Here is a 26,686-nt window from a genome sequence, read left to right on the forward strand (position 1 = left end):
GCGTCGTTGTGCTGAGGCTAATGACGTTTCATCGAGACGCACAAGATCGTTCCGGCGACGATCGATGTCGTGAAGATGACTCGTGAGGAACAACACCACCGTCATGACGGTGCTCGTTCGGGTTCTTGGGGTGAGCATGATCGGCAAAGGGCTCGGGAACTTCTAACCAGCGACCGAGTTACGACATCGCTCGCCGAATCTCCCCGCCGATACCGGGTATCGACTGACGTCCTACGGAGGGCTCTGCGAGACCTCGTTCTCGGCTGCGCCGTAAACGATCGTTTGTGGCGGGGTGCGCTGTCAGGCTTGTGATGGGCTGCCGGAAAGGATCACCAGAATCCGCTTTCGGCAGACGGATTCGACGTGGTCGGCTAGTGCTCATTCCTTCGTTCGTCAGCGGGGGGCATCAATGCGTTGGTCAGCGGGGCCAGAAGTGGCGCGTCGGGCCTAGAGCAGTCGGGGCCAGACCCAGGCGAGGTCCTGGATCGACGGGGCGAGCGGTTGGTCGGGGCGGGGGAGGGCGGACGTGAGCATGAGCCCGGAGGCGATCTGCGTGATCAGTGAGGCGGACGTGTGGAGTTCTTCTCGGGTGCGGTCGGGCGCGATGTCGGTGAGTTTGAGCGTGATGATGCTCTGCACCTCGTCGGCGAGGGGGCGCAGCCGGAGCGCCTGACGTTCGGCGAGAGCGGGTGATGTCGAGAGGAGAGCGATCCGGGCGAGGAGGAGTTCGTGGTCGCTGTCCCCTGGTGTCGGGAGTCGCACGAGGTTGAGGGCGCCGGCGAGCACACCGACAGTGGTGGAGCTCAGGTATTCACGGGTGCGCTGCTCGTCGACCTGGGGGAGATCCTTGCCGAGAAGTGCGTCTTCCTTCGTGTCGAAGTGGTTGAAGAACGTGCGCTGAGCGATGCCGGCTTCCGCGCAGATCTGATCGACAGTCACTGCCGCTACGCCGTGCTCTGTGGCGAGGCGCACCGCGGCGGACTCGATGGCGCGCGCGGTGGCTCGTCCTCTCGCGTTGCTGTTCCCGCGCGCGCTCATCGTTTCGCTCATCCTCTATTCGTACCGCAGGGCGTCGATCGGGTACTTCTTCGCCGCTCGTCGCGCGGGAAGTGTTCCGGCGAGGAAGGCGATGATGACGATGAGCGCGATGACGCCGATGATCCCGCTGGGCTGGAAGAGCAGGACGGTCAGGCCCGAGAGCCCCGAGAGAGGCCCGCTGGCGAGTGCGCCGTTGAGTGGCAGCCCGACAGCGATCGCAACGACCACGCCGAGCGCGCTGCCGAGGAAGCCGATCACGGCGGCTTCGAGGCTGAAGAGGGTGAAGATGCGGCCGCTGCCCATTCCCATCGCCTTCATCAGGCCGATCTCTCTTGTTCGTTCCTGCACGCTCATCAGGAGCGTGTTCACGATGCCGAAGGCGGCGGCAAGGAGCGCGATAATCGCGAAGGCGTTCAGCACGCCCGTGATCCCGGTGATGATCGTCTGCACGACTCCGAGTTGATCTTCGATGGTCTGGGCCGACATCCCGGCCTCGGTGATCCTGTCTTTCAGCTGCGCGATCTGAGCATCAGTGGCGTCCGCGTCGAAGTAGGCCACGGCCACCTGGTAGCGGTCGGGAGCGCTGGAGCCAGCTTTCTGCTCCTGGGCGATCGCGGCAACCAGCGCCGAGTTCGCGCCCGCTCCCGCGCTGAGCAGGCTCGTGTTCGAGACACCCACGACGGTGGCGGTCTCGGCGTGCTGTGTTCCGGTGACGTCGGTGAATCCGAGCGTAAGGGTGGCGCCCACCGCCTCTTCGTTGCTGCCCAGGTCGAGGGGATCGACATAGTCCTCGGGCAGGATCACCTGATACTCGGAGCTCGACGAGTCCAGCTGATTGCCCGCGGTGAGGTCGGCCTGGGCGATCGAAGAGGTTGGCGCGATCGTGAACTGGTACCTGTCGCTGCCATCGGCCTCGACATAGTCGATGGCGACCGTCGACACGGGTTCCACGTCCCGGAGACCACCGATCTCAGAGAGTGTCCTGATGTCGGAGTCCGACAAAGCACTTGTGGAGCCAGTCAGCGGATTGCCGGTGCCCGTTCCGGGGCTGGAGGTCGCGGGGTCGTACTTTTGCGGACCGCTGTCGGTAGCGGTCGCGCTCGAGTCCTTGGCGACGAGGAACACGTCGTTCGCGCCGAGGGACGCGACTTGCTTGGTGACGTAGTCCGACACTCCGGCCCCGAGGGCTGTCGTGAGAGTGAGGGTGAACGCGCCGATGAACAGCGCGAGGACGGTGAGGGTCGTGCGCAGCTTGCTTCGGAACGTGTTCGCGAACGCGGTCCGGATCAGATCGGTAGTCTTCATGCCGCCACCTCCGCCGTGTCGACGATGCGGCCGTCGCGCACGAGGATCTGGCGGTCGCACCGAGCGGCAAGATCCTCGTCATGGGTAACGATCACGAGGGTGATCCCCTGCTCCCGATTCAGTTGGAACAGCTCCTCCTCCACCAGGCTCCCCGTCGCGGAATCCAGGTTGCCGGTGGGCTCGTCCGCAAAGATCACCGCGGGCTCACCGACCAGCGCCCGAGTGAGCACCACTCGCTGCTTCTGACCACCGGAAAGATCGCTCGCCCGATTCTTCGCCTTGTCCTCCAGCCCGAACTTCTGCAACGCCGCAAGGCCGCGGGCGCGACGCTCCCGTGCTGAGACGCCCGCGATCTTCAACGGCAGGGTCACGTTGTCGAGAACGGACGTGTTCGCAGTGAGGAAGAACTGCTGGAACACGAACCCGAACTGACGGTTGCGCAGCTCGTTCACCTCCCGCGGCCGCAGCCCGGAGGCGTCGCGCCCCTCGACGATTACGGCGCCCTCGTCCGGGGCGTCCAGGAGGGCGAGCAGATGCATCAGCGTCGACTTGCCCGACCCGCTCTTCCCGACGATCGCCACGGACTCGTCTTTGCGGATCCGCACCGTGACGTCGTCGAGGGCCCGGAACCGCCCTTCGCCCTTCCCGTACCACTTGGACAGCCCACGCGCCTCCAGGAGGGGAGAGGACTCTTGCTCACTGTTCATGGCAGTAACTGTAGCAACTTTCTACAGTTACTGCCATAACGAGGCGAACTCATCAGGTGGAATTTGCACATACCTTCCGGGCGGCCGGAAAGGATCGTTTCCGGCATCCGCGTCGAGTCCGCTAGTTGACTGCGTGACACGACGGTCGCGCACCCGCCGAAACTCCCTGCCGGAACCTGATGCGCCGAAACCGTCCGCTCGACGTTTTGGGCAGGACGGGATGAAACGCGATCACCGACAACTTTCGTGAGACAACCGGGCCCCTCGGCAGCGCGCCCCGCACCCGTCATTCCGCGGCTGTCGTGTCTCAGCGACTGCGAACTCTCGTGAGATCGGACACGTCTCATCAGATCCGCCGAAATCTCACCTACCTGCAGATCGCCGACGACCAACTGGCTGCAGGCGGTCGATTACGCATGCCGCCCCGTCGCAGGGCTACCTTGCCGGAAGCGATGGTTTCCGGCAGGACGCCGCCGAACGGGCCAGATGGGCACCAACTAACGTCCTTCAGAACCGTCGATCTACGGAGGTAATCGGCGGGGCGTCAGCTGCCCGCCCGGTCGACGTCGAGAAGCTTGAACCGGTCTGTCAGTATGGCGTCATGTCCGGCACACACAAGCTCGCGCCTGTACTCGCCGCACTCGCCTTGGCTGCAGCCGCGCTGGCCGGGTGCACCGCCACAGTGCCAGCGGCAGATCAGACATCCAAGTCATCCGCTCCCACGGCTGTCGTCGACCCAAGTACCGAGGCTATGCCGACGCCGGAATCGACCGAGCCGGAATCCTGCTCCGGCATGTCGGAGGTCTACGGAGACGGCGGCGGTCTGTATTTGGAACGGCAGGGGACTCTCCGTGATCTAGGTCCACGTGAGTTCGCGCGGGGCGAGGTGACAGTAGATGAGAACGGCATCCCCGTGACCTATACCGTTCAGCCTGGAGACGTCGAGGCGGTGGTCGCTGAACGACTCTGCGCGTACCCAACTCTTGCCTCGATGAACCACAGGCGCGACATTCACCCCGGCCAGGTGCTCTGGCTCACGCCCGACCCCGACCTCCCTTGGGTGCCGTACTACAACCCTTGGGATGCGCCCGCTGGATTCCCGCAGATTCCGTACCAGCAGGCGATCGAGTCCGCGGGCACGGCCGTGGATGCCGGTGATGTGGACACTGTGCGGAAGATCTGGAACCGCACCCTGAAGGCTATGTTCACCAGTCAGGAAACCGTCGCCGCCGTCCAGAAGGTCGTCGACTCCGGCGACCTCAACGCCCTCCGCCAACTCTTCTCCTGACGGGGGCTATGTCGGAGTCGGCTCCGCGGTCCGGCTACTAGGCTCACAGCGTGGACACCGCTACGCCCTTCGACCAAGCCGCGTGGGTCGCGAAACAGAGAGCGGCCAAGCGGCGACGGGTGATGTGGACCGCGCTCATCATCGCGGCAGCGCTCCTGGCATTGTTCTACGGCGGACGGGTCGCGTGGCTGACCACGATGGCGACGGAAGGCGACGTGCCGCCGGCGTCGTCGGTTCCGCTGCCGGAGGGGGCGGAGATCCTCGGCGACAGTATCGGCTGTGGAAGTGGCGGATGCTCGGTGACCTTCACCGTGCGACCTCCCGCGGGACAGTCCCCGCAGGCTCTCGCAGAAGAGATGGGCGCCACCCCGCAGATGTCGATACCCGGCACTTTCTGGGACCCTCGCACCGTCTGGGTGTCGGCGCGACCGGCGGGCAGCGTCCTGAACCTCATCGTCGATTACTGGTCCACGGAGTGGATTCCGTAGAACTCCACGCTCACGACGCTCCCGCGAGACCGGACGAGATCCAGAAGCCGTCGAATCCGGGGCCGAGGTCTTCGATCTCATCTCGATACCGAGGTGCCACGGGGAGTGCAACATTGAAGTTGCAGTTCAGTTCGCCAAGAACCGTTCGATCGCGGCGATCGTCGTGGCGTTGTCGCGGTGGAGAACCGCGCGGATCCCGCAACTCTCTGCTCCCCGCGCCGGGGCGTCGTTGTCGTCGATGAAGAGGACATCCTCCGCACGCGCTCCCATCCGTTCGAGGGCGGTGAGATAGGCTCCGGCGTCCGGCTTCGCCACCCCCTGCTCGTGGCTGTAACAGATCGGATCGAAGAGGGACGAGAGCTGAAAACGTCGTTCTTCTTCCTCGCGTGCTCCATCGCCGGAGTTGGAGAGGATGGCGAGGCCGGCGCGTCCGCGCAGCGAGCGCGCATGTGCGAGGAGCTCGACATTCGCCTCACCGCAGTATGCGTCCCACAACTGGGCTCGCATGGCCGCGACTTCCGCGTCATCGAGTGTCAGCGCGGCGGCGAACTTTCGCCAGAACTCACCTTCGACGCCCGCCTGCAGCGTCGTGTCCGGGAGGTCGGCGGCATCGAGACGAGCGCGCAGGGCTTGGACCGTTAGCCCGAGGCGGTCGCTCCACCTCTTCTCCAAGATCTGCGGCCAACGGTCATCGTCGACGAGTTCGAGGACGCCGCCGATGTCGTAGAGGACCCACTTCATCCCGGCACTCTATCCCGGGCGCTTTCGTCGTCCCCCGCAGGTGCGAGACACTCCCCGGTCCGTCCTCGGCGACGCTACGCGCATCATTGCCGCGCAGGTGCAACGTCAGCTTCTGCGTCATGGTCGCTCAGCGGAAGACGCGATCATCTCCAGCGAGTTGTCCCGGGCGAACGTCTGAGCGATGCTCTCGTCGCTCAGGGTGATTCGGTGCGAGACGAAGCACATCAAGGGAAAGGAGCACCAAGCCCAACTCGGCGAGGCCGGCAGCGAAGTACGCTGCTTGCAGGAAGCTGAACGGAATGACGATCATCTGGACGAAGATCCAAATGAGCAGGGCGAAACTCGCGGTCGCTGCGGCGATGATGTGCAATCTGTTCCGACGCAGTTCCAGAACGAACGCGCCGCCATGCAGACCGCCGACGACGACGGCGAGCACGAGGCCCGGAACGAGATAGCTGCTGAACGGCGTTCCGGCGAGATACTCGTCGGGTGGGCTGACTGCCGTCACGGTCTGCGGCATGATCGCCCCGAGGATGAGCGCGATCCCGCCCGCGAGAGCTGTGAGCCCGACGAGAGCCTCGACGCTCAGCAGTCCGATTCGGATGAGCGGCTGCCCCACCCGGAACTCCGGCACCATTCGGGTGTTCATCTTCCCGGTTTCCATCCGCTTGCCACTCGCGTTTCACCGAGATGCGGCTTCTGGTTCTGAGAACGGCATGACGTCAGCCGTGTGGTACTGGAACACAAGTCGAGCGGGCACCGTTCCGGCGAGCACTTCATCTACGGACGAATTCACTTGCTGCAGCTCGCGTGTCTCTGTGACGACTCGGGTGCGTCCAGCGGCATGCAAGGCGAAGACCTCGGTGAGGTCTTGCCGGGTACCGACGATGGACCCGATGATGCTGATCCCCTTGAGCACGGTGTCGAAGATCGGCACCGTCAGCTCGCCTCCGGCGGGCAGAGAGACCAGCACCAGTCGGCCTCCACGATTCAGGGAACTGAATGCCTGATCGAAAACCGTGGGGGCGACTGCGAGGACGACGGCCACGTCGGCTCCGCCGAGTCTGCGTATCTCCGCCACTGCATCCGCCTCGCCTGCGTTCACGACGTGATCCGCGCCGAGTTCGGACGCCAGCTCCAGCTTCTCGTCTGTGACGTCCACCGCGATGACCTTCGCCCCCACGAGGCGGGCGTACTGAACGGCGAGATGTCCGAGTCCACCGATACCGAAGATGACAACCGTTTCCCCCGGGGTGACGCGCGCGTTCTTGATTGCGGCGTAGGTCGTCACACCTGCGCATGTGAGGGGGGCGGCGTCGAGCGGGGTGACGCCATCGGGCACGGGCGTGGCGAAACGCGAGTCAGCCACCATGTACTCACTGAATCCGCCATCCACGGCGTATCCGTTGTTGAACTGGGCCTCACAGAGGTTCTCACGCCCGTCGATGCAGTAACGACACTCGCCGCACGCGTGACCCAGCCACGGCATCGCGACCCGCTGTCCGATGGTGCGGTTCATCACTCCGTCTCCGAGCTGCTCGACGATCCCCACGCCCTCGTGTCCGGGCACCAGGGGGAGATTCGGTTTCACCGGCCAGTCCCCGTGCATGGCATGGATATCGGTGTGACAGAGGCCGCACGTCTCCAGGCGGACGAGGACCTGTCCAGGGCCAGGCTGGGGGAGCGGGCGCTCCTCGACCTGGGCCGGCGAAGCGAATTCTCTGACAACGGCTGATCGCATCATTCCTCCTTGACGGGATTCGACTTCCTGCAGTCTTACGCTGGCGACGGGCCGGCCACGGGTCCAAGGTCCCTTCGAGTGGAGATCGACACCTCTTCTCCCTGCTCGGGGACCCGCGCCGGCCAGCCGAGTTCGCGTTCGATCCGCAGGCGGAGAGTGTCTGCCGCTGCGCGCTCGCCGTGGGTGACGTATACGGTGGCCGGCGGCCGAGGGCTCTTGCGCATCCAATCGATGATGTCGTCGGCGTCAGCGTGCGCGGACATCGACTCGATCGCTGTGATTTCCGCTCTGATCGGTACGTCCTCCCCGAAGATTCGCAGAGTGCGCTCGCCTGCTGCCAACCGTGCCCCCCGTGTTCCTCCCGCCTGGAACCCGCTCAGGACGATGGTGTTGCGCTTATCAGGACCGTACGCACGGAGATGATGCAAGACCCGACCTCCCGTGAGCATTCCGCTCGCTGACACGATGATCATCGGACCACCGCGCAGGTTGAGGAGCTTCGAGTCGTCGACGCTTCGGATCGGTGTCGCGACCTGGTAGAGGCGTTCGACCTCTTCGGGCGATATGCGGTGTTCTTCGGGGTGGTCGCGATAGACATCGGCGACGCTCACCGCCATCGGGCTGTTCACATAGATCGGCACTTCGGGAATATCTCCGCGATCCAAGAGCCTGGACAGATGGAGCAGGATCGTCTCCGTGCGGCCCACCGCGAACGCCGGGATCAGGACGACGCCGCCGCGGCGAGCAGTCCGGCGAACGATGTCTCCGAGCTGCTTCGCCGGATCGACCTCGCTGTGGCTGCGGTCTCCGTATGTGGATTCAGTAACGAGTACGTCGGCGCCATCGAACGGGTGAGGTGGGAGCATGAGCGGGTCATCTGGACGGCCCAGATCACCTGTGAAGCACAGCCGAGCCCCGCTGACATCGAGGTAAGCGCTCATGGCCCCGAGGATGTGACCGGCCCCGAGGAACCGAAACCTCGCCGCTCCGGCCAGGGCGACGTCGTTGCCCTCGGGCACCGCGACGAACCGCTCGAGAGCCGCCGTCGCGTCGTCGACCGTATAGAGCGGGCAGGGTTTCGGATGCCGGGACCAGCCGTGCTTCGCCGCGTGGCGTGCTTCCTCCTCGAGAAGATGTGCGCTGTCCAGCAGCATGATGCGGCAGAGCTTGACGGTGCCCTCACTGGCGTAGATGCGACCGCGGAAGCCGTCGCGCACGAGCGCGGGAAGGTAGCCGGAATGATCGAGGTGCGCATGCGTGAGCACGACCGCGTCGACGGACTCAGGAGGAACCGGGAACGGGGCTCGGTTTCGCTCACGGAGCACTTTGAAGCCTTGGAAGAGCCCGCAATCCACCAAGATCCGCGAGGAGGAGTCGGTGACAAGGTAGCGCGAGCCCGTCACGGTGTCGGCGGCGCCGAGAAATCTCAGCGAGACGCCGCCCGAACTCCGCAGTCGCTGGTCTCGCGCGGTCATCGTTTCCCCCGGGTCTCCCGGAGGACCGGCGCCGCAACGGTGGACGCGATTGCGCGTCCCCACCGCCGTGCACGGTCCAGTTCCGGCGGCAGCAGATGACTGTCCTTATCGACGAGAAAGCTCTCCGAGGGGAGCACCTCGTGCAGGCCCTGCTTTCTGAGCCGCTTCGAGATTGCGGAAGCTGCGGAGCCGGTGAAGATCCGCGGCATATCGACGCGGGTGTCGAACGTGACGTAACCGATACGGGCGGGGGGACGGCTGTCGATCCACTCCCTCACCCCGGTGGTGCGGCTGTCGCCTTCGAACCTCAGATCCTTGCCCGGGTCGCGTGCCCACCTTTCGGCTTCCGCCCGGGATGCCGGCCCGCTCAGTGAATGCACGTGCGTCGGCGCACCGACGACCAGGACGTCGCATTCAGTGAGCGCGGGCGCATCGACGACGGGCATCACCGTCACGGGGGTGGTTTCCCGGACTCCCGCAGCGATGGCCTCGGCTACTTGCCGAGTGCTGCCGAAGAGCGACTCGAACACGATGGTCATGGTCGGAAGCGGTGCTTCCGACGCGTCCGTGGTCACTGCCCCGCCTCCATCTGGATCAGCTCGGTGAGGTCGATCGGCTGCGTGGGCGGAAGCTGCAGGTCTGCTGGACCGACGGGAGGCAGTGGGCGGATGACGAAGCTGGTGTCGTTCATGATGCTCCTTGTGCGGTGATGTGATTCCCCGTCGTCACATCGTGTCTCCTCGCCGGCTTCACTCCAGGGTCGAACGTCCCATCGCGCTCAGCGATGGGGGGAGGACCTTTGGCCCGCTCACGGCCACATGAGCCGAGCTACCCTCCGGCGACCGATGCACTCGGATGCGGCCCGATGGTGGTCGCCGAGGAACACCACGCTCACTGCCGGGTCTCCGTTGCGGAGTCGAGGGGGACGCGCCATCGTACCCGCGCGCCACCCGTGCTTCGCGGCTCGATGTTACAGATGCCGCCGTGCGTGTGCGCGCGAGTGACGAGGTTCGCCGTGCCGCTCGCACGCGCGGGCTGCGCGGGCATGCCGATCCCATCGTCTTCCACGATGATCGTCACGTGCGAAGCAGCGGCCGAGACACTGACCTGCGCAGTCGTGGCGTGCGCATGACGAGCGACGTTCGTGAGCGATTCACGCACAACGGCGACGACGTCGTCAGCAAGCGCGCCCGTCACCAGAAGGTCAACCGGTCCGTCGAACGCGATCCGCGGTGAGCTCTTGAGAAGCGGTGCGAGTTCAGTCACCACGTCGAGCAGGCGTTGGCGGAGCGATCCGGGATCAGAGGCCTGCAGGGTGAAGATCGCCGTGCGGAAGTCGGCGATGGCGGCATCGATCTCTGCCACCTGCGCGGCGATCGTGGCGGCGTGGGCCGGAACTCTCGCCGCGAGCGCCTGTAATCCGAGTCCGGTGCCGAACAATCTCTGGATGACGTTGTCGTGAAGGTCCCTGGCGATCCGGGCTCGGTCCTCGATCAGGTCCAGCCGCTGCCGATCGGTGCGCGCTTGATCGAGCGCGAGTGCGAGACCAGCCTGAGCGGCGAACTCCGCAAGCGTCGACAGATCCTCGGGCGAGAACCGCCGGCCCCCTGCGTCACGTGTCACGCAAAGGGCTCCGGCCGTCTCGCCCCCGACCACCAGGGGAACGGCGGCCCTGGCACCGCGGGCGTGGTCCGGGTCGTCGGGCAACGCATCCTCAGGCCCCTCCGACACCGCTATGCCTCCGCTGGCCATCGCTCGCGACGCCACCGATCCGGGGTTCGAGATCTCTGTGCCCTCGAGCGACTCCGCGCCGCGTCCGCGCGCTGTCTCGATACGGGCGCGGCCGGTGAGAATGTCCGGAACGACGATGTAGACGAGGTCGGCCTTCACGAGCGAGGCGACTCGCTCGGCGAGCATGCCGAAGACGTCGCCGGAGTCCGGGGCGAGGAGGGCCGCGTTGATCTCAGCCAATGCGGTGCTCAGCCGCTGCAGTCGGCGTGATTCCTCGAACCGCCTGGCGTTGTCGATCGCGATCGCTGCGGTCGACGCCAGTGCTCGGACGAGTTCTTCGTCTTCATCGGTGAAACCACCCTCTGCCCGGTTGGTGAGGTACAGGTTTCCGTAGATCTCACCGCGTACTCGGATCGGTACGCCCAGAAAGGTGTGCATCGGTGGGTGATGGTCGGGGAACCCCGCCGCGCGGGGATCGTCTCCGAGATCTTCGAGCCGGATCGGATGCTCACTTTCGATGACGGCTCCGAGAATGCCGTGACCTTCGGGAAGGTGTCCGATCTCCCGGGCGACGTCATCGGGAATTCCCACGTGGATGAACTGCTCGAGGCGTCCGTCTCGATCGATGACACCGAGAGCGCCGTACTGTGCACCGACCAGGGTGAGCGCAGCCTCGGCGATGTGTCGGAGCACCTGTTCGAGCTCGAGATCTTCGACGACGGCTTGGGATGCGTGAAGAAGGCTGCGTAGGCGCCCCTGGGCCCCAAGAACTCGGTGAGCACGCTCGAGAAGTTCCCCGATCGTGCGCTCCAGCTCGGAACGCGGCGCATCCGGGAAGTTGAGATGCGGGCCCTCCATCGCACTCCCTTCCGGGCTCTCGATGGGACGACACTACTCCCGAACAGGCGCCGAGGGACCTTCGACTCTGCACACGGGTGACCGATGACCGACGATCGTCTCGACTCCGTTCCGATCCGAGAGGCGGTGCTCTGAATGCCCACACGATATGTCCTCGCCGTCGGCAGCTCCGACGCAAGTGCCCTAGCCGGTGCCGAGGCGTGGGCGGAGTCCCACGCCTCGTTTGCTGATGTTCCGCTGGTCCGCGTTCACGTCATAACTCCAGATGTCGTGGCTGCACGCCGACACCCCGATGAAGCCGCGGCGCACGATCCGGTGCACGTGACCGGTCGGGTCCCGGACGCCCTTGCGCGCTTCGTCGGTGCCGACGATATCCTCGTGATCGGTACAGGCAAGACCGGGTTCATCCGCAGCCGTGTCTTCGGCACGTTGAGCTTGCAGATCGTCGCTGAGGTGGCATGCACCGTCGCCGTGATCCCTGACGTCGACCTCCGGTTCCGGTCTGGGGTCGTTGCCGGTGTGAAAGACGACGAGCTGGTGCCGGCGATCGTTCGGGCCTCCGGCGACGAGGCGCGTGCGCGGAGAGAGCCGCTTCACTTGATCCAGTCATCGTCGGTCGGGCTCGTCCCCGCTCCCGTCGAGACACAGGGGACAGCGCTCGATCGCGCCGCCTTGGCAGCACGCGAGAACGGTGTCGTGAGGGTGCGGACGCACGCTACGGCCCGATCACCTGCTGAGGCACTGCTCGATGCTTCCCGCAACGCGGCGCTCCTCGTCATCGGAGCGGGGCATCCGCGAGGTGCCGGTCATGCGATCGGATCCGTGACCCACGACGTGCTTGTGAACATCAACGCGCCGGTGCTCATCGTTCGCGCGTCGCGGATGGGCCACGCAGAACCGGACGGACAGCGGACACGATGATCGAGAACGCCGGCGCGCTGCCGATCGTCGTCGGTTCGGTCAGCGCTGCGTGCGCGAGCCATGCGCGTTGCCCCGTCCTGGTCGTGCAGGCTCCCGCCGGCTGAGTCTCTGAGCTTCACGACATCTGGGACGAGCGATGCCCTGTGAATAGGGGCGGTGCACCCGAAGCACCGCCCCTTCCACCTCCCCTTTCGGCGCCACCCTTCGCCTCGCGTCACGTCTCACCTTTGACACGAGACCGAATCCCCATTGCGGGTGGCTGACCACCTCTCCCGCCGGACGCCGACGCGCTGTGCAACGTGACCTGCTGCCCAAGGTCGAGGAACGCCTCCAGTCGACACCCCCGCAGCCCGACCCGACAGGGTCGAAGGTCCCGAAACCGATCACGACTCGAGCGGTACGCTGATGCGAACCGGGAACCAGCGACGTGAACGGAGGCGAGATGTTCCGCATTTTCCTCGTCGACGACCATGAGGTGGTGCGGCGCGGTGTCGCCGACCTCCTGGAGGCGCAACCCGATCTGACCGTGATCGGCGAGGCAGCGACCGTTCGCGAAGCGTCTGCGCGCGTCGCGGCGACTCTGCCGGACGTCGTCGTGCTCGATGTGCATCTCCCCGACGGCAGTGGCATCGACCTCTGTCGTCAGATTCGGCAGGCGCATCCGCGAGTCCAGTGCCTGATACTCAGCGCCTTCGATGACGACGATGCTGTCTTCGCGGCGGTGATGGGAGACGCGGCAGGCTACCTCGTGAAGACGCTGCGCACCGGCGAAATCGTGTCTGCGGTCCGTGCCGTCGCGGAAGGCCGGAGGCTGCTGAAACCTTCGATGGTTCGGCACGTCACGCGCAGCGTCGATGATGCGGACGAGGAGGACCCGCGCTTCGGGGCGCTGAGCTTGCGAGAGAAGCAGATCCTCGCCCTCATCGCGGAGGGGCTCTCGAATCGGCAGATCGGCGATCGACTCGGCCTGGCAGAGAAGACGGTGAAGAACTACGTCTCCTCCTTGCTGAGCAAGCTGGGGCTCGAGCGACGCACGCAAGCGGCGGTCCTCCAAGCCGAACGCGCGAATCGCCCTACGCTCGACCGCTCGGCGAGTGAGCGGTCTCGCTGAGCGTCCCGGAGTTCGTGTGACCTTCGTCCCGCCCGCTGCGGCCCGAGCGAGACACCGTGTATGCATGGACAAAGCAGCCACAGATCGCATCGTCGTCGGCGTGGACGGATCTGAATCCTCTCTCTCGGCCCTTCGCTACGCCGCGCGGATGGCCGAGGCGCTCGATGCTCCGTTGCATGTCGTCACGACGTGGACAGCGCCTCCGATCGATCCCTTCATGGCGATCGAGTGGACACCCGAGAAGTACGCCGGAGAGACGCTGGACGCCGCGATCATGGAAGTATTCGGCCGAACGCCCCCTGCGGGGCTCACGCGAGCCGTTCTCCTCGGTCCCGCAGCGCGCACCCTCATCGGGCTGAGCGACACGTCCGCAATGCTCGTGCTGGGCAGCCGGGGGCATGGCGGCTTCGTGGGACTCCTGTTGGGCTCGGTCAGCGCGACGTGCGCGGAGCACGCGCACTGTCCCGTGTTGATCGTGCATGAACGGAGGACGAACGAAGACGTCGTCGCCAACCCGCTCTCGTGATCGCGATATATTGCACAGCGGGTAGAACGTCAGGTTCTACGTTCTTTCTCTCTCGCTGGAGGACATGTGGCACTGTCGGGTGGACCGCTCGAGCGCAGGTCCATGAGCGACGAGGCCTATGCGCGCTTGCAGGACGCGATCATCTCAGGCGAACTGCCCCCGGGCGAACGTCTGCGCGACTATGACCTCGCCGAGCGCCTGGGCACGTCGAAGACTCCGATCCGCCACGCGCTCGACCGTCTGGCCGATCACGGCCTCGTCGAGATGCAGCGCAACCGCTACACGCGGGTGGCCCCGATCGATCTCGAAGGAGTCCGCAACGCCGTCGACCTCTTCGGTGACATCTGGATCGGTTCCCTCCGTCATGCGAAGGCGGTGATCGAGGCCGATGACCTCGCGCACCTGACCGCGCTCGCGGACGAGGTGGTCGCGGCCGCCCACGTGCGAGACGTGGCCGGCTTCGGTATCGCGCTCCGGTCCCTCGCGACCGGGTTCGCTCGCATCGAAGGCAACGCTGCGCGCGCAGTTGCCATCGAGCGTCTCGACCCCCAGATCCGCCGATTCGCTCAGCACGCTCGTGATGCCTTCGACGCGGAGGCCGTCTCGGCGTGCGTCAAAGCACTTCGCGTGGCGCTGATCGAGCGTGACGTGGTGGAGACCAGAAGCGTGCTCGTGACTCTCTTCGACGATGTGCTCAGCGGCATGATCGACCGCGCGGAAGAACGGGGTCTCGTCCGCTCCGACCCGGAGTAGCCGCACCCCGCCGCATTCCCGGCCAATCCACAGGAACCCCAAAGGGTGTCCTCGTACTCTGGGATCTCCCAAGGGGAGTACTCCGACACGGTGGGATCGTCATTACGGATGCACGTCGCATCCCGGGCCACCGGTTCCTGTTTCACGGAATGGAGAAGACTTTGGCGGTACGGTCGTACCCCGAGTCTGGAGCCCTCATTTGGATATCACCCCGCTGATCTGGATCATCACGATCGCGATCACGATCGCTTTCTTCGTGTACGAGTTCTTCTCCCACGTTCGCACCCCGCACGAGCCGACGATCGCGGAGTCGGCGCGCTGGTCGATCTTCTACATCAGCCTCGCGCTGCTGTTCGGCGTCGGGATCGGCGTCTTCTCCGGCTGGACGTTCGGCGGCGAGTACTTCGCCGGCTACCTCACCGAGAAGGCGCTGTCGATCGACAACCTCTTCGTCTTCCTGATCGTGATGACCGGCTTCGCCGTGCCGAAGAAGTACCAGCAGAAGGTGCTGATGATCGGCATCGTGATCGCGCTGATCCTGCGAGGAATCTTCATCGCCATCGGCGCGACGCTCATCGAGAACTTCTCGTGGATCTTCTACCTGTTCGGCGCCCTGCTCCTCGTGCTCGCGTATCGCCAGGCGTTCAGCAACCATGAGAGCAACCCCGCGAACGGACGGTTCATGACGTTCGTCCGCCGTCACCTGCCCGTCAGCGACGAGTACAACGGCGACCGGCTCACGGTCGTGAAGAACGGCAAGCGCTTCGTCACGCCGATGCTGCTCACGATCATCGCCATCGGGTTCATCGACCTCGTGTTCGCCGTCGACTCGATCCCCGCGATCTACGGTCTCACCGACCAGGCCTACATCGTCTTCACAGCGAACGCCTTCGCACTCATGGGTCTGCGCCAGCTGTACTTCCTCATCGGAGGACTGCTGGAGCGTCTGGTCTACCTGGCTCAGGGCCTCGCCGTCATCCTCGGATTCATCGGAGTAAAGCTCGTCCTGCACGCACTGCACGTCAACGAGCTCACGTTCATCAACGGCGGCCAGGGCGTCGAGTGGGCGCCGGAGATCCCGATCTGGTTCTCCCTGCTGTTCATCGGCGCGACCATCGCGGTGGCCACCGCCGCGAGCCTCCTCAAGACCCGTCGCACCCCTGGCGAGGTCACCTCTTCCACCGACACCACCCCTACTCACAAGGAGCACTCTTGAGCGCGCAGCGCTGTTCTGACTCTTCGGACTCTGACAGTACGAGCGCCCGGTTCATCCCGGGCGCTCACCCCACCACAGACGAGGCGGCCCGCTGATGGGCGACCTGCTCTGGAACATCGCCCTCGTCTTCGCGTTCGTGCTGATCGGCGGTGTCTTCGCTGCGACGGAGATGGCCCTGGTCACGCTCCGCGAGAGCCAGATCAACGCGATCGGGCAACGGGGCCGCCGTGGGGCGAAGGTCGCGGCACTCGCCCGCAACCCCAACACCTTCCTCTCGGCTGTGCAGATCGGCGTGACGGTCGCGGGCTTCGCCTCGGCCGCGTACGGCGCCACATCGATCGCACCGTCCTTGGCGCCGTTGCTGGAGTCGTGGGGGCTCGCCCCCGCACTCGCCCTCACGATCGCGACCGTCATCCTCACGCTCGTGATCGCCTACCTGTCGCTCGTGCTCGGAGAACTCGTGCCCAAGCGGCTCGCGATCCAGCGCAACGCCCAGTTCGCATACGCCGTGGCCCCCGCTCTCAACGGGTTCGCGGTGATCATGCGTCCCGTGATCTGGCTGCTCTCCGTGTCGACCGACGCGCTGGTGCGACTGCTCGGCGGTGACCCCAGGAAGATGGGCGACGAGATGACCGACGAGGAGGTGCGCGACATCGTCGCGAGCCACCAGGGTCTGCCCGAAGACGAACGCCGCATCCTCGACGATGTGCTGTCCTTGCGGGGACGCCAGGTCAGCGAGGTCATGCGACCGCGGCCGGAGGTCGTGGCCCTCGACGAGGATGCCAACGTCGGTGATGTGCTGGCCCAGGTGCGGGACCTCCCGTATTCGCGCTACCCCGTCTCGAACACGTCCATCGACGACATCGCGGGGTTCGTCCACGTGCGGGACCTGTTCGAGGCGTCGTCCGACGACCCAGCGCGTCCGCTCCGTGCGCTCGTCCGCGACATCCCGTACATCCCCTCCAGCGCGCGCGTCCTGCCCACGCTGACGCGGATGCGGGCCGAAGGGCACCACATCGCGGTCGTCGTCGACGAGTACGGCGGCACGGACGGTCTCGTCACGTTGGAGGACCTCGTCGAGGAGGTCGTCGGCGAGATCTTCGACGAGTACGACGCCGAGGAGTACTTCTCCGCGGAAGAGGGACTCGATGGGCGGCTCAACCTGCAGGACTTCGAGGAGGCGACCGGGCTGGCGATGCCGCGTGGCTCGTCCGACACGATCGCAGGTTTCGTGACCGAGCAGTTGGGTCGCCTCGCGGTCGTCGGCGACACCGTCGAGGTGCCCGGTGCCTCGATTCAGGTCATGGCCCTGGATCGTCGTCGCATCTCCCGTGTGCGGGTCACACCGCATGAGATCCCGGAGCTCGTCGAGGACTGATGCCGGCGGTTTGAGGCTTCTCTTCAGGGGCGCACGCCGGTGAGACGCTCGGCGGCCGCCCATACCGCGGCTCCGGTCGTGGGGGAGCGGACCTCGTCCGAGGCTGTCACTCGTCGTGGTGCCCCACGGAACTCGAGCAGTCCGTCCGGACCCCAGTAGTCGCCGTTCACCACCTCCGCGGAGGTCGCCGCGTGCACGATGGGCAGCGCTCCGCCGTCCTTGCCCTGCACGAGTATCCGAGTGGGCGCCGTCAGGGCGCGGAGGAACCCGGAGACGTGGGCGAGGCCGGGGCGCGGGGGAGTGAGCGGGTCGACGGCATAGCCCGGGTGCGCGACGACCGCCGACCGCGAAGAGTCCGACCAACGCCGTGCGAGCTCGAAAGCGAAGGCCATCAACAGGGCCTTCGAGCGTCCGTACTGGCGGAGCGAGGAACCGCTCCACGGGGCGTCGAGGGTCGCGGGGGCGAGCCGCGCGAAACGGTGCGCGATCGAGCCCACCGCGACCACGCGGGCATCCGGTGCGAAGAGCGGTTCGAGCTGCGCCACGAGGGCGAAATGGCCGAGGAGGTTGGTGCCCACCATGAGGTCGAAGCCGTCGCCCGTGCGCGCCGCAGGGTCGGCCGCCTTCACCCCCGCGTTGCAGATCACCGCATCGACCCGCTCGCCCACTTCCGCAGCGGCGCGAGTGATGCTGTCGAGGGAGCCGAGGTCGAGTGGCAGCACGCGCAGCTCGGCATCCGGCATGCGGCTCCGGATCGCCGAGGCCGCAGTCTGCGCGCGCTCCGATGAGCGGCAGCCCAACAACACGCGGGCTCCGCGAGCGGCCAGCTGCTCGGCGCACCAGTAGCCGATGCCCGCGTTCGCGCCGGTGACCAGCACCGTGCGTCCGCGCAGGTCTTCGGCAGGCGTGAGGGAAGCGGCATCCATCTCCCCAACCTAGGCGCTGTGCGCGCCGGCAGTCAGTGGTCGTGGTCGTCCTCGTTCTCGAGGAGCATTCCGATCGAGGTGGCGCAGGCGTCGCCCCTCCAGGCCTCGATGCCCTCGCGCACGGCGAAGGCGGCGATCGCGAGTCCGGCGACGGAATCGGCCCACCACCATCCGAGCAGCGAGTTGGCGACCAAGCCGATCAGCACGGCGGCGGAGAGGTACGTGCAGATGAGAGTCTGCTTCGAGTCCGCGACCGCCGTCGCCGATCCGAGCTCCCGGCCCGCGCGACGTTCGGCGAACGACAGGAACGGCATGACCGCGACGCTGACCGCCGTGAGGATGATGCCGATCGTGCTGTGCTCCGGGCGCTCGGCCGTGACCAGTGCGGTCACGGAGGTCACGGTGACATAGGCGGCGAGAGCGAAGAACGCCACGGCGATCACGCGCAAGGTGGGTTTCTCCCAGCGCTCCGGATCGCGGCGGGTGAACTGCCAGGCGACGGCGGCCGCGGACAGCACCTCGATCGTCGAGTCCAGCCCGAAGCCGATGAGAGCCGCGGACGATGCGACCGTCCCCGCCGTGATCGCGATGATCGCCTCGACCACGTTGTAGCCGATCGTGACGCCGACGATGAGGCGGATGCGACGATGCAGGATCTCCCGACGCGGGTCGGTGAGCGTCGACGACATCAGCAGGTGCATCCTTCACCCGAGCAGCAGTCCGGTTCGACGATGAGGGTGACCCGCAGGAGCATGTCGAGGGCCGGTGCGAGGTGGCGGTCGGCGAGACGATAGCTGCTGCGACGCCCATCAGGCACGCTCTCGACGAGCCCACAGCCGCGGAGACAGGCGAGGTGGTTCGACAGGGCCTGGCGGGAGACGCCGAGGGCTTCGGCCAGATCAGCGGGGTAGCCGGGGGCTTCGCGCAGAGCGAGGAGCACGCCGGCGCGAGTCGGGTCGGAGAGTGCGTGTCCCAGGCGAGCGACGGCAGACGTGTGGGTCAGCGATGCGAGAGCGGTCGTCACGCACTTGATGATACAGAAACTGCTGAATTCAGGTATTCCTTAATTCAACAAGAGGGGGCGCGACGACGTCTCGCGCCCCCGGATGATCAGCGGATCGCGTACACCGCGCTGCCGATGATCACGGCGACGACGGTCGTCCAGCCGATGATGGCGATGGCCTGCCAGAAGAGGATGCGCGCCTTCCCGATGCCGGAGGCGGCGAGCATCGTTGCGGTGAACTGCGTCGGCAGCAGCAGCGGGCCGAGCAGGCTGACGCCGGGTACGCCGTAGCGTTCGAAGGCGCGCTGGAACTTCTCCTTCCGGGCGGAACCGCGCCCGGAGTCGGCGGCTTCCGCTGCCGGTGCTGTGTCCGTCGTGCCGCCGCCGGCGAGGACAGCGTTCCTGGCACGCGAGCGGTTCACGACCGCCTGACGCGCACCGGAGCTCGCCAGCACCAGCACCGCGACGCACAGGAAGTTGCCGACCATCGCAGCGATCGCCGCGACCACCGGAGGGATGCCGCCGAGGATCCCGATGCTCACCGCGCCCTCGCCTTCGATGAGCGGGATCGCGCCGGCGAGGGCGACGATGAGCGGCTGCACGAGCTCGGGGACCTGGGCGACCAGGTTCTGGAAGGTCTCGATGAGGTTCATGGGGTGCTCCCTGCTGTCGGTGCGAGCGGTGTCTCCGCTGCGATGACTCCAGTCCAGCCGAGGAGCAGCCGCGGCGGCAGTGTCGGCCCGTCACCTGTTCCCCTGCGGTTCGCACGGTGATCCCGTGACATGTGTCACGCCTCTATCGTGGGAGCGTGAGTTCCGTCCCGCCCCTCCCCGTCGCCGATCCGACGCCCGGCTCCCGCCAGCTCGCCCGGGGCATCATCGCCACCTGGTGGTACACCGCGAGCGCCGTGGTGTTCATCGAGCTGATGCTGGTCGGAGCATGGACCGGCATCACCGCCGCCGTCGATCTGCGCGGCGGCGCGATCCTCGTCGTCGCGATCGGTGGCGTGCTCTGGTGTGCTTCGACCATGCTGTTGCTCGCCGACTACCGCAGCCGTATCGACGCGGGTCCCGGCATCGCCTGGGGGCGCCTGGCCGTGCCCTTCCTGGTGGCGGTCGCATACGGAGCGGTGGCGGGGTCGGCCGTCGGGAGCTGGGCGCTCGCTGCCATGCCGGTCGCGCAGTTCTTCGTGCTCCTGCGATGGCCGCGCGGAATCCGGATGCGTGTGGCCGCGACGGCGACCCTGCTGCTCGTGGCCCTGACGGTGGTCGACTCGACCGCGAGAGGCCTCGACACGGGCCTCCCGTTGTGGCTGCCCGCCGTGTATGCCGTCCTGCTGCCGGCGATGACCGTGAGCTCGCTCTGGTGGTGGGATGTCCTGGTCACACTCGACCGCGCCCGCGCTTCCGAGGCCAAGCTCGCCGCGACGCAGGAGCGCCTGCGGGTGGCGACCGACGTGCACGACCTGCAGGGGCATCATCTCCAGGTCATCGCGTTGCAGCTGGAACTCGCGGAGCGGCTCCTGCCGACCGATGCGGAGGCCGGGATGGAACAGCTCCGGGCCGCGCGGCTCAGTGTCGACGAGGCGCGGCAGGGGACCAGAGACCTCGCGACCCGCTTCCGGTCCGTTCCGCTCGGCGATGAACTCGCCAACGCGCGAGATCTCCTGACCGCAGCGGGGCTCACCGTGGAGGCCGCGATCGATCCGGATGCCGATGCCGCACCGGGGACTGCGCTGGGGCCGGTGATCCGGGAGACCACGACGAATGTGCTGCGCCACGGGGGTGGCCGTCGCGCGCGGCTGCTGCTGGCACGGATCGGTGACGCCTGGCGATATGAGATCGCGAACGACAGGATGCCCGGTGCGCCGCTCGATCACGACGGATCCGGCCTCGAGGGGGTTCGGCGACGGATCGAGGAGGCTCACGGTTCTCTGCAGGTGCGGCGCGATGCCGACGAGTTCGCGGTCGTCGTGACCGTTCCGTCGCAGTCGGAGGAGGGGCGTTGATCCGCGTGCTGCTCGCCGACGACGAGGCGATGATCCGCTCTGCGCTCGCCGCACTGCTGCGACTCGAAGCCGACATCGACGTCGTCGCGGAGTGCGCCGACGGCGAGCAGGCCGTCGCCGAGGCGCTTCGTCTGCAACCCGACGTGTGTCTGCTGGATCTGGAGATGCCCGGCCTGGACGGGGTGCAGGTCGCCGAGAAACTGCACCGTGCGATCGCGACGCGTTGCGTGGTGGTCACCCGCCATGCGCGTCCGGGGGTGCTGCGGCGAGCCCTGGCATCCGGCGTCTCCGGTTTCCTGCCCAAGTCCCGGGGTGCGGACGAGGTCGCCGCCGTCATCCGCCGTGTCGCGGCAGGAGCCCGCTATGTCGATCCGGAGATCGCGGCGGACGCTCTGAGCGATGAGCGCTCGCCCCTCACCGATCGCGAGCTCGATGTGCTGCGCGCGGGGCGGCGCGGGGAGACGACCGGTCAGATCGCGCGGGCTCTCGCTCTCGCGCCCGGCACCGTGCGCAACCACATCTCCGTCATCCTCGGCAAACTCGCCGTCGACACGCGCCAGCAGGCTGTGCTCACCGCCGAGGAGCGCGGGTGGATCTGAGCGCCGATATGCTGGCACGCATGGGAACAATATGCGCCGCGCCCGTGATGGGGCGCGCCCTCGTGTTCCGCGACCGCCGCGTCTGACGGCGCGCTCGCTCACCGCACGCATCTGCGCGCCGTCCACCGAGATGTCATCGCACCTCGGGACGGGCAGAACTCACGGACGCCTCTTCGCGTCCTCCCTCCTTCCGAGGTGCTCCGATTCTTCTTCTGGAGCGCACTCATGCCTCGTTCACCCCATGGCGGCCGTCACGAACTCGGCCAGAACTTCCTCACCCACCGTCCGACCCTCGCCCGGATCACGGCTCTCGTCGACCGCACTTCCGGATCGATCCTCGAACTGGGGTGCGGCGATGGCGCCCTCACGCGCCGGCTCGCGGGGCTCGGTCGACCGCTCACGGCTATCGACATCGACGAGCACCGGGTGCGGCGGTTGCGCGCGGCCCTGCCCGGGGTCCGCGTCGAGTTCGGGGACGCGACCCGTCATCCCCTCGATGCCGCCGTGGTGGTCGGCAACATCCCGTTCCACGTGACCACTCCCATCCTCCGGCGTCTGCTGTCGCGGAAGGAGTGGAGGGAGGCCGTGCTGCTGACCCAATGGGAGGTGGCGCGCAAGCGTGCGGGCGTCGGTGGCGGCACCATGATGACCGCGCAGTCGGCTCCGTGGTTCGCCTTCTCCCTCGAGGGGAGGGTCCCGGCCTGGGGCTTCTCCCCGCAACCGAGCGTCGACGGGGGCGTGCTCACGATCACGCGACGGGCCTCACCGCTCGTTCCGGTGTCCGACCGACGGGGGTACGAGGCGTTCGTCCGTGCGATGTTCACGGGGAGAGGGGCCACGCTTCCCGCGGTGCTGGCGGCGGCGACTCGCGCTCCGATGTCGCGTGCGCGGCGCGCCGTGGTGGCAGCCGACGCGACCAGCTGTCGATGGCCGCGGGATCTGCGTCCGGAGCACTGGGCGGCGCTCTGGCGTGAGGTCTCCCGCGGATGAGGCGCGGGATCGTGACTCCGCTGTCGGACGGCGGAGGTACTCTCGACGCATGTCCGCCTTCGGCACGCTCGCGACCCCGGTCGGCGTCATCGGGGTCGTGAGCGACGGTGCGGCCGTCACCCGGGTCACGTGGCGAACCACTCCGCCCGGCGGCAGTGTCGTCGTGCCCGACACCGGGTCCGATCCCCTGCTGGTCGAGGCGCTCGCACAGATGGCGGCCTACTTCGACGGCACACTGCGTCGCTTCGATCTGCCGGTCGATCTCGGCCCGCAGACCGAGGCCACGCGTGCTGTCCTCACCGCACTCCATGAGACCGTGGCGCACGGAGAGACGATCACGTACGGCGGTCTCGCCGCGCGCGGTGGCACCGACGTGCCGGCCCGGGGGATCGGCTCGATCATGGGCGCGAACCCGGTTCCGCTGATCGTGCCGTGTCACCGGGTCGTCGCCGGCGATGGGCTGGGCGGCTATTCCGGCGGAGAAGAGGGGCACGGCCTCGAGACGAAGCGGTGGCTGTTGGAGCATGAAGGGGCGCTCCCTACCTCCCTGTTCTGACGGTGAGCGGTGGTGTCCGTCATCCCGTCACTCGGACCGGGAACACCCTGCGAGAATGGACGTGCCGAGTCCCGAGCCGAGGAGCCAACGTGCAGTTCATCTCCACCCGCGGCGGCATGCAGCCGCAGTCGTTCAGCGAGACGCTGTTGGAAGGCCTCGCGCCCGATGGCGGGCTGGCGGTGCCGGAGACCATGCCGGTCGTCGACGGCGAGACGCTCGAGCGCTGGCGGGCACTGACCTATCCTCAGCTCGCGACAGAGGTGCTCGGACTGTTCGCGACCGACATCCCTCGCGCAGACCTGGCCCGGATGACCGCCGCGGCATACGCCGACTTCCCTGACGGCGTCGTGCCGCTGCGGGCGATCGATGACGAGCTCACCCTCGTCGGGCTCTCCGAGGGGCCCACGCTCGCGTTCAAGGACATGGCCATGCAGTTCCTCGGCCAGGTGCTCGAGTACACGTTGGAGCGCAAGGGATCGGTGCTCAACATCCTCGGCGCGACCTCGGGAGACACCGGGTCGGCGGCCGAGCACGCGCTGCGGGGCAAGGAGCGCGTCGCGGTGTTCATGCTGTCACCGCAAGGGCGCATGAGCGCGTTCCAGCGCGCGCAGATGTTCTCCCTCGACGACGCGAACGTGCACAACATCGCCGTCGAGGGTGTCTTCGACGACTGTCAGAACCTCGTCAAGAAGCTCGCCGGCGACCTCGACTTCAAGCGTGCCCACCACCTCGGCGCCGTGAACTCCATCAATCTGGCACGCATCACCGCGCAGACGGTCTACTACTTCTGGGCGTGGCTGCGGGCGACCGATGCAGGCGGCTGGACCGAGCTGTCGTTCACCGTTCCGTCGGGCAACTTCGGCAACATCCTCTCCGGGTTCTTCGCGAAGCAGATGGGCCTGCCGATCCGTCGCCTGGTGCTCGCCGCGAACGAGAACAACGTGCTGGACGAGTTCTTCCGCACGGGTGTCTACCGCCCGCGCAGCGCCGCCCAGACCCTCGCGACCTCCAGTCCGTCGATGGACATCTCGAAGGCGTCGAACCTGGAGCGTTTCATCTTCGAGCTGGTCGGCCGTGACGCGGAGCGCGTCGTCGGTGCCTGGCGTGAGCTCGACGAGAGCGGCTTCTTCGACTTCTCCGCGGAGCAGGAGCGCTTCGTCGAGGAGTTCGGGATCGTCAGCGGCACCTCGACGCACGAGGACCGGTTGGCGACGATCCGCTCGGTGTACGAGACGACGGGAGAGGTCATCGACCCGCACACGGCCGACGGTGTCAAGGTCGCGCGAGAGTACGTCGAGCCCGGTGTGCCCATGCTCGTGCTCGAGACGGCGAAGCCTGAGAAGTTCGCTGAGACGATCCACGAGGCGCTCGGAGTGGAGCTCGGCTACGCACCGGAGTTGCAGGAGATGCTCGACGCACCGCAGCACGTGACCGAGATGCCCGACGACGAGCACGCACTCCGTGAGTTCATCGCCGCGAACGCTGTGAGCTGAGCGCACCCGCACATCCGCGCACCCGCGTCCCCGCATCCCCTCCGCCTCCACTCCTCGACACCCCCGCCCGCCGACGTCCCCATCACCAGTCGGTGCCCCCTCTGTCCGTCGGCACCCCCGCCCGCCGACGTCCCCATCACCAGTCGGTGCCCCCTCTGTCCGTCGGCACCCCCTCTGCCCGTCGATACCCCCTCTGCGTGCCGCGACCCGGAGGGGGTATCGACGCGGGGAGGGGGCGTCGACGTGGGGCGAGGGTCTGGACGCGGGGAGGGGTGTGGACGCGGGGCCGGGGCGTCCACGTGGGGAGGGGTGTGGACGAGGCGGACAGAGGCGTCGGGAGACGAACATCAGGCACTGATGTGCGATCTGCACATCAGTGCCTGATGTTCGTGCGATCTGCACATGTGGGCGGTGCGCAGGGCATCGCTACTGTGGCGCACAACCCGTTCCCTCTCCCGAAGGATCCTCATGGCACGCACGGCGCACCCAGACGACTTCGCGCTCTCCCGAGTGACTCCTGAGGCCCGCAAACCCTGGTTCGGAATCGCTGTGCAGCGGTTCGGTCAGGTCTCGGCCCTCTCGCAGTTCCTCCTCGGCGCGACCCTCGGCTACAGCATGACTTTCGGCGAGGCCGTCCTCGCCTTCCTCTTCGGCTCGATCATCCTCGAGGTGATCATGTGCGTGGTCGGCTTCATCGGCCAGCGCGAGGGCCTCAACACCGCACTGCTCGCCCGGTGGACCGGCTTCGGGGAGATCGGTGCCTCGCTGGTCGGGCTCGCGATCGGGATCAGCCTCATCGGCTGGTTCGGCATCCAGTCGGCCATCTCGGCACAGTCCCTCGACGCCCTGATGCCCGGTGCGCTGCCGGTCTGGGCGTGGAGCCTCATCTTCGGTCTCGCCGTCACCGCGATCGTCGCCTTCGGCTTCGTGGGCATGCAGTGGCTCGCGAACATCACGGTGCCGCTCTTCCTCATCCTGGTCGGTTGGTCGGTCATCACCGAGCTGAGCCGTCACGACATCGGCGAGCTGCTCACGGGGCCGGCACCCGGACCCACGATGAGCGTCTGGGCCGGTACGGGTATCGTCGCGGGTGGTCTCATCGTCGGCGCGATCATCACGGGTGACATGACCCGCTTCAACCGTTCTCGCGCTGACGTCGTCAAGCAGACCGTGCTCGGAGTCTCGCTCGGTGAGTTCGTGATCGGACTCGCCGGTGTCCTGCTGGCACACGCGGCCGCCACCGGTGACATCGTCGCGATCGTGACGTCGTCCGTCGGCTTCATCGGCCTCTTCATCGTGCTCACCGGCACCCTGAAGATCAACGACTGGAACCTGTACTCGTCGACCCTGGGCTTGGTGAACTTCATCTCGACGGCGTTCGGCAAGAATCTGCACCGCGTCACCACGACGATCGTGCTGGGCGTCGTCGGATCCATTCTGGCCGCGGTCGGCATCCTCGGACAGTTCACCGAATTCCTGATCGTGCTCAGCGTCGCCTTCCCGCCGATCGCCGGCATCATGGTCGCCGAGTACTACGTGGTGCGCCGCTGGCGTCCTGAGCTCGACGCGACCCGTGAGGCCGGCACCCTTCCGGCAACCGCGCCACGCATCGTTCCCGCGACGATCGTCGTGTGGCTGGTGTCCGCGCTCGTCGGCTACTTCGTGACCTGGGGCATCCCGTCGTTGCTCAGTCTCTTCCTCTCGATGGTGCTCTACATCGTGGCGGGCAAGCTCGGCTGGGTTCGCGGTGTCGGAGTCGCGAACACGCGGCAGGCGAGCCCGGTCGAAGAGACAGCCGCGGCCTGAGCCGCCCCGAGTCAGAACCTCCTCACAG

28 protein-coding genes are annotated in these 26,686 nt (G+C 66.9%); 15 read left to right on the plus strand and 13 right to left on the minus strand.

What is annotated here, in order from left to right; genetic code table 11:
* Positions 1-447: 447 nt before the first annotated feature.
* Genes LRQ07_RS03320 through LRQ07_RS03330 form a run of 3 tightly spaced genes read right to left on the minus strand, consistent with a single transcriptional unit; the run spans position 448 to position 3,050 of the window.
* Positions 448-1,050 carry a TetR/AcrR family transcriptional regulator gene (locus tag LRQ07_RS03320; protein ID WP_232762577.1) on the minus strand — a complete coding sequence of 201 codons (603 nt, stop codon included), beginning with the start codon at positions 1,048-1,050 and terminating at the stop codon, positions 448-450.
* Between the two features lie 3 nt (positions 1,051-1,053).
* On the minus strand, positions 1,054-2,343 hold the full coding sequence (locus tag LRQ07_RS03325) for an ABC transporter permease (RefSeq protein WP_256535815.1): 1,290 nt from the start codon (positions 2,341-2,343) through the stop codon (positions 1,054-1,056).
* Complete coding sequence (locus LRQ07_RS03330) at positions 2,340-3,050, minus strand: ABC transporter ATP-binding protein (RefSeq protein WP_256535816.1); 711 nt, start codon at positions 3,048-3,050, stop codon at positions 2,340-2,342. Before LRQ07_RS03330 ends, LRQ07_RS03325 begins: the two co-directional genes overlap by 4 nt.
* Positions 3,051-3,651: 601 nt before the next feature.
* Here LRQ07_RS03330 and LRQ07_RS03335 point away from each other — a divergent pair.
* Both LRQ07_RS03335 and LRQ07_RS03340 read left to right on the plus strand, forming a co-directional pair.
* Positions 3,652-4,338 carry a hypothetical protein gene (locus tag LRQ07_RS03335; protein WP_256535817.1) on the plus strand — a complete coding sequence of 229 codons (687 nt, stop codon included), beginning with the start codon at positions 3,652-3,654 and terminating at the stop codon, positions 4,336-4,338.
* 50 nt (positions 4,339-4,388) lie between these two features.
* On the plus strand, positions 4,389-4,826 hold the full coding sequence (locus LRQ07_RS03340; protein WP_256535818.1) for a hypothetical protein: 438 nt from the start codon (positions 4,389-4,391) through the stop codon (positions 4,824-4,826).
* A 126-nt stretch (positions 4,827-4,952) separates the two neighbouring features.
* Here the strand turns inward: LRQ07_RS03340 and LRQ07_RS03345 are convergent, their stop codons facing one another.
* The 6 genes from LRQ07_RS03345 to LRQ07_RS03370 form a co-directional block, all read right to left on the minus strand.
* Entirely contained in the window at positions 4,953-5,567 is a 615-nt protein-coding gene (locus tag LRQ07_RS03345) for an HAD family hydrolase (RefSeq protein WP_256535819.1), read from the minus strand.
* A 127-nt stretch (positions 5,568-5,694) separates the two neighbouring features.
* Positions 5,695-6,216 (minus strand): hypothetical protein, encoded by a 522-nt coding sequence (locus LRQ07_RS03350; RefSeq protein ID WP_256535820.1) that lies wholly within the window; start codon positions 6,214-6,216, stop codon positions 5,695-5,697.
* Positions 6,217-6,249: 33 nt separating this feature from the next.
* Positions 6,250-7,308: a zinc-dependent alcohol dehydrogenase gene (locus LRQ07_RS03355; RefSeq protein ID WP_256535821.1), complete on the minus strand. Its 1,059-nt coding sequence runs from the start codon at positions 7,306-7,308 to the stop codon at positions 6,250-6,252.
* Positions 7,309-7,343: 35 nt separating this feature from the next.
* Positions 7,344-8,783, minus strand: a complete 1,440-nt coding sequence (locus LRQ07_RS03360) for an MBL fold metallo-hydrolase RNA specificity domain-containing protein (RefSeq protein ID WP_256535822.1) — start codon at positions 8,781-8,783, stop codon at positions 7,344-7,346.
* Positions 8,780-9,358 (minus strand): flavodoxin domain-containing protein, encoded by a 579-nt coding sequence (locus LRQ07_RS03365; RefSeq protein ID WP_256535823.1) that lies wholly within the window; start codon positions 9,356-9,358, stop codon positions 8,780-8,782. The genes LRQ07_RS03360 and LRQ07_RS03365 overlap by 4 nt, the downstream gene beginning before the upstream one ends.
* 316 nt (positions 9,359-9,674) lie before the next feature.
* Positions 9,675-11,372, minus strand: coding sequence for a GAF domain-containing protein (locus LRQ07_RS03370; protein ID WP_256535824.1), 1,698 nt, complete (start codon positions 11,370-11,372; stop codon positions 9,675-9,677).
* Between the two features lie 270 nt (positions 11,373-11,642).
* Here LRQ07_RS03370 and LRQ07_RS03375 point away from each other — a divergent pair, with 270 nt between their 5' ends.
* The 7 genes from LRQ07_RS03375 to LRQ07_RS03405 all read left to right on the plus strand — a co-directional run bounded on the left by LRQ07_RS03375 (position 11,643) and on the right by LRQ07_RS03405 (position 17,277).
* A complete protein-coding gene (locus tag LRQ07_RS03375; RefSeq protein WP_232762566.1) occupies positions 11,643-12,293 on the plus strand; it encodes a universal stress protein in 651 nt (216 codons plus the stop codon).
* Positions 12,290-12,397: a universal stress protein gene (locus LRQ07_RS03380; protein ID WP_232762565.1), complete on the plus strand. Its 108-nt coding sequence runs from the start codon at positions 12,290-12,292 to the stop codon at positions 12,395-12,397. Before LRQ07_RS03375 ends, LRQ07_RS03380 begins: the two co-directional genes overlap by 4 nt.
* A 338-nt stretch (positions 12,398-12,735) precedes the next feature.
* A complete protein-coding gene (locus LRQ07_RS03385) occupies positions 12,736-13,404 on the plus strand; it encodes a response regulator transcription factor (RefSeq protein WP_256535825.1) in 669 nt (222 codons plus the stop codon).
* A gap of 64 nt (positions 13,405-13,468) precedes the next feature.
* Positions 13,469-13,930 (plus strand): universal stress protein, encoded by a 462-nt coding sequence (locus LRQ07_RS03390; protein WP_256535826.1) that lies wholly within the window; start codon positions 13,469-13,471, stop codon positions 13,928-13,930.
* Positions 13,931-14,032: 102 nt separating this feature from the next.
* Complete coding sequence (locus LRQ07_RS03395) at positions 14,033-14,683, plus strand: GntR family transcriptional regulator (protein WP_256535827.1); 651 nt, start codon at positions 14,033-14,035, stop codon at positions 14,681-14,683.
* Positions 14,684-14,882: 199 nt separating this feature from the next.
* Positions 14,883-15,899, plus strand: a complete 1,017-nt coding sequence (locus LRQ07_RS03400) for a TerC family protein (protein ID WP_256535828.1) — start codon at positions 14,883-14,885, stop codon at positions 15,897-15,899.
* A 94-nt stretch (positions 15,900-15,993) separates the two neighbouring features.
* A complete protein-coding gene (locus LRQ07_RS03405; RefSeq protein WP_256535829.1) occupies positions 15,994-17,277 on the plus strand; it encodes a hemolysin family protein in 1,284 nt (427 codons plus the stop codon).
* Positions 17,278-17,300: 23 nt separating this feature from the next.
* Here LRQ07_RS03405 and LRQ07_RS03410 read toward each other — a convergent pair whose 3' ends face one another.
* From LRQ07_RS03410 to LRQ07_RS03425, 4 genes are all read right to left on the minus strand, one after another.
* Complete coding sequence (locus LRQ07_RS03410; RefSeq protein ID WP_256535830.1) at positions 17,301-18,203, minus strand: SDR family NAD(P)-dependent oxidoreductase; 903 nt, start codon at positions 18,201-18,203, stop codon at positions 17,301-17,303.
* Between the two features lie 32 nt (positions 18,204-18,235).
* Positions 18,236-18,892 (minus strand): cation diffusion facilitator family transporter, encoded by a 657-nt coding sequence (locus LRQ07_RS03415; RefSeq protein WP_256535831.1) that lies wholly within the window; start codon positions 18,890-18,892, stop codon positions 18,236-18,238.
* On the minus strand, positions 18,892-19,227 hold the full coding sequence (locus LRQ07_RS03420) for an ArsR/SmtB family transcription factor (RefSeq protein WP_134352982.1): 336 nt from the start codon (positions 19,225-19,227) through the stop codon (positions 18,892-18,894). Before LRQ07_RS03420 ends, LRQ07_RS03415 begins: the two co-directional genes overlap by 1 nt.
* Before the next feature lie 86 nt (positions 19,228-19,313).
* The gene (locus tag LRQ07_RS03425) at positions 19,314-19,859 is read right to left on the minus strand and encodes a small multidrug efflux protein (protein ID WP_256535832.1); all 546 of its coding nucleotides are present in this window, start codon (positions 19,857-19,859) and stop codon (positions 19,314-19,316) included.
* 155 nt (positions 19,860-20,014) lie between these two features.
* On the opposite strand from LRQ07_RS03425, the gene LRQ07_RS03430 reads away from it, so the two are divergent.
* The 6 genes from LRQ07_RS03430 (at position 20,015) to LRQ07_RS03455 (ending at position 26,658) form a co-directional block, all read left to right on the plus strand.
* Entirely contained in the window at positions 20,015-21,214 is a 1,200-nt protein-coding gene (locus LRQ07_RS03430; RefSeq protein ID WP_256535833.1) for a sensor histidine kinase, read from the plus strand.
* Positions 21,211-21,813 carry a response regulator transcription factor gene (locus tag LRQ07_RS03435; RefSeq protein WP_047521181.1) on the plus strand — a complete coding sequence of 201 codons (603 nt, stop codon included), beginning with the start codon at positions 21,211-21,213 and terminating at the stop codon, positions 21,811-21,813. Before LRQ07_RS03430 ends, LRQ07_RS03435 begins: the two co-directional genes overlap by 4 nt.
* A gap of 225 nt (positions 21,814-22,038) precedes the next feature.
* The gene (locus LRQ07_RS03440) at positions 22,039-22,803 is read left to right on the plus strand and encodes a ribosomal RNA small subunit methyltransferase A (RefSeq protein WP_256535834.1); all 765 of its coding nucleotides are present in this window, start codon (positions 22,039-22,041) and stop codon (positions 22,801-22,803) included.
* A gap of 49 nt (positions 22,804-22,852) precedes the next feature.
* Positions 22,853-23,359, plus strand: a complete 507-nt coding sequence (locus LRQ07_RS03445) for a methylated-DNA--[protein]-cysteine S-methyltransferase (protein ID WP_256535835.1) — start codon at positions 22,853-22,855, stop codon at positions 23,357-23,359.
* Between the two features lie 89 nt (positions 23,360-23,448).
* Positions 23,449-24,852 carry a threonine synthase gene (gene thrC, locus LRQ07_RS03450; RefSeq protein WP_134352992.1) on the plus strand — a complete coding sequence of 468 codons (1,404 nt, stop codon included), beginning with the start codon at positions 23,449-23,451 and terminating at the stop codon, positions 24,850-24,852.
* 468 nt (positions 24,853-25,320) lie between these two features.
* Positions 25,321-26,658 (plus strand): purine-cytosine permease family protein, encoded by a 1,338-nt coding sequence (locus tag LRQ07_RS03455; protein ID WP_232762550.1) that lies wholly within the window; start codon positions 25,321-25,323, stop codon positions 26,656-26,658.
* The last annotated feature ends 28 nt before the right edge of the window (positions 26,659-26,686 follow it).

The organism is Microbacterium sp. J1-1 (genome assembly GCF_024498615.1).
Lineage (GTDB): Bacteria > Actinomycetota > Actinomycetes > Actinomycetales > Microbacteriaceae > Microbacterium > Microbacterium aurugineum.

Coding starts and splice junctions, on each gene's coding strand:
- LRQ07_RS03350 (WP_256535820.1), bottom strand. CDS start 6,216: ATGAACACCCGAATGGTGCCGGAGTTCCGGGTGGGGCAGCCGCTCATC.
- LRQ07_RS03415 (WP_256535831.1), bottom strand. CDS start 18,892: ATGTCGTCGACGCTCACCGACCCGCGTCGGGAGATCCTGCATCGTCGC.
- LRQ07_RS03320 (WP_232762577.1), bottom strand. CDS start 1,050: ATGAGCGAAACGATGAGCGCGCGCGGGAACAGCAACGCGAGAGGACGA.
- LRQ07_RS03405 (WP_256535829.1), top strand. CDS start 15,994: ATGGGCGACCTGCTCTGGAACATCGCCCTCGTCTTCGCGTTCGTGCTG.
- LRQ07_RS03335 (WP_256535817.1), top strand. CDS start 3,652: ATGTCCGGCACACACAAGCTCGCGCCTGTACTCGCCGCACTCGCCTTG.
- LRQ07_RS03355 (WP_256535821.1), bottom strand. CDS start 7,308: ATGCGATCAGCCGTTGTCAGAGAATTCGCTTCGCCGGCCCAGGTCGAG.
- LRQ07_RS03410 (WP_256535830.1), bottom strand. CDS start 18,203: ATGGATGCCGCTTCCCTCACGCCTGCCGAAGACCTGCGCGGACGCACG.
- LRQ07_RS03395 (WP_256535827.1), top strand. CDS start 14,033: ATGAGCGACGAGGCCTATGCGCGCTTGCAGGACGCGATCATCTCAGGC.
- LRQ07_RS03325 (WP_256535815.1), bottom strand. CDS start 2,343: ATGAAGACTACCGATCTGATCCGGACCGCGTTCGCGAACACGTTCCGA.
- LRQ07_RS03345 (WP_256535819.1), bottom strand. CDS start 5,567: ATGAAGTGGGTCCTCTACGACATCGGCGGCGTCCTCGAACTCGTCGAC.
- LRQ07_RS03385 (WP_256535825.1), top strand. CDS start 12,736: ATGTTCCGCATTTTCCTCGTCGACGACCATGAGGTGGTGCGGCGCGGT.
- LRQ07_RS03445 (WP_256535835.1), top strand. CDS start 22,853: ATGTCCGCCTTCGGCACGCTCGCGACCCCGGTCGGCGTCATCGGGGTC.
- LRQ07_RS03455 (WP_232762550.1), top strand. CDS start 25,321: ATGGCACGCACGGCGCACCCAGACGACTTCGCGCTCTCCCGAGTGACT.
- LRQ07_RS03390 (WP_256535826.1), top strand. CDS start 13,469: ATGGACAAAGCAGCCACAGATCGCATCGTCGTCGGCGTGGACGGATCT.
- LRQ07_RS03380 (WP_232762565.1), top strand. CDS start 12,290: ATGATCGAGAACGCCGGCGCGCTGCCGATCGTCGTCGGTTCGGTCAGC.
- LRQ07_RS03370 (WP_256535824.1), bottom strand. CDS start 11,372: ATGGAGGGCCCGCATCTCAACTTCCCGGATGCGCCGCGTTCCGAGCTG.
- LRQ07_RS03360 (WP_256535822.1), bottom strand. CDS start 8,783: ATGACCGCGCGAGACCAGCGACTGCGGAGTTCGGGCGGCGTCTCGCTG.
- LRQ07_RS03330 (WP_256535816.1), bottom strand. CDS start 3,050: ATGAACAGTGAGCAAGAGTCCTCTCCCCTCCTGGAGGCGCGTGGGCTG.
- LRQ07_RS03425 (WP_256535832.1), bottom strand. CDS start 19,859: ATGAACCTCATCGAGACCTTCCAGAACCTGGTCGCCCAGGTCCCCGAG.
- LRQ07_RS03440 (WP_256535834.1), top strand. CDS start 22,039: ATGCCTCGTTCACCCCATGGCGGCCGTCACGAACTCGGCCAGAACTTC.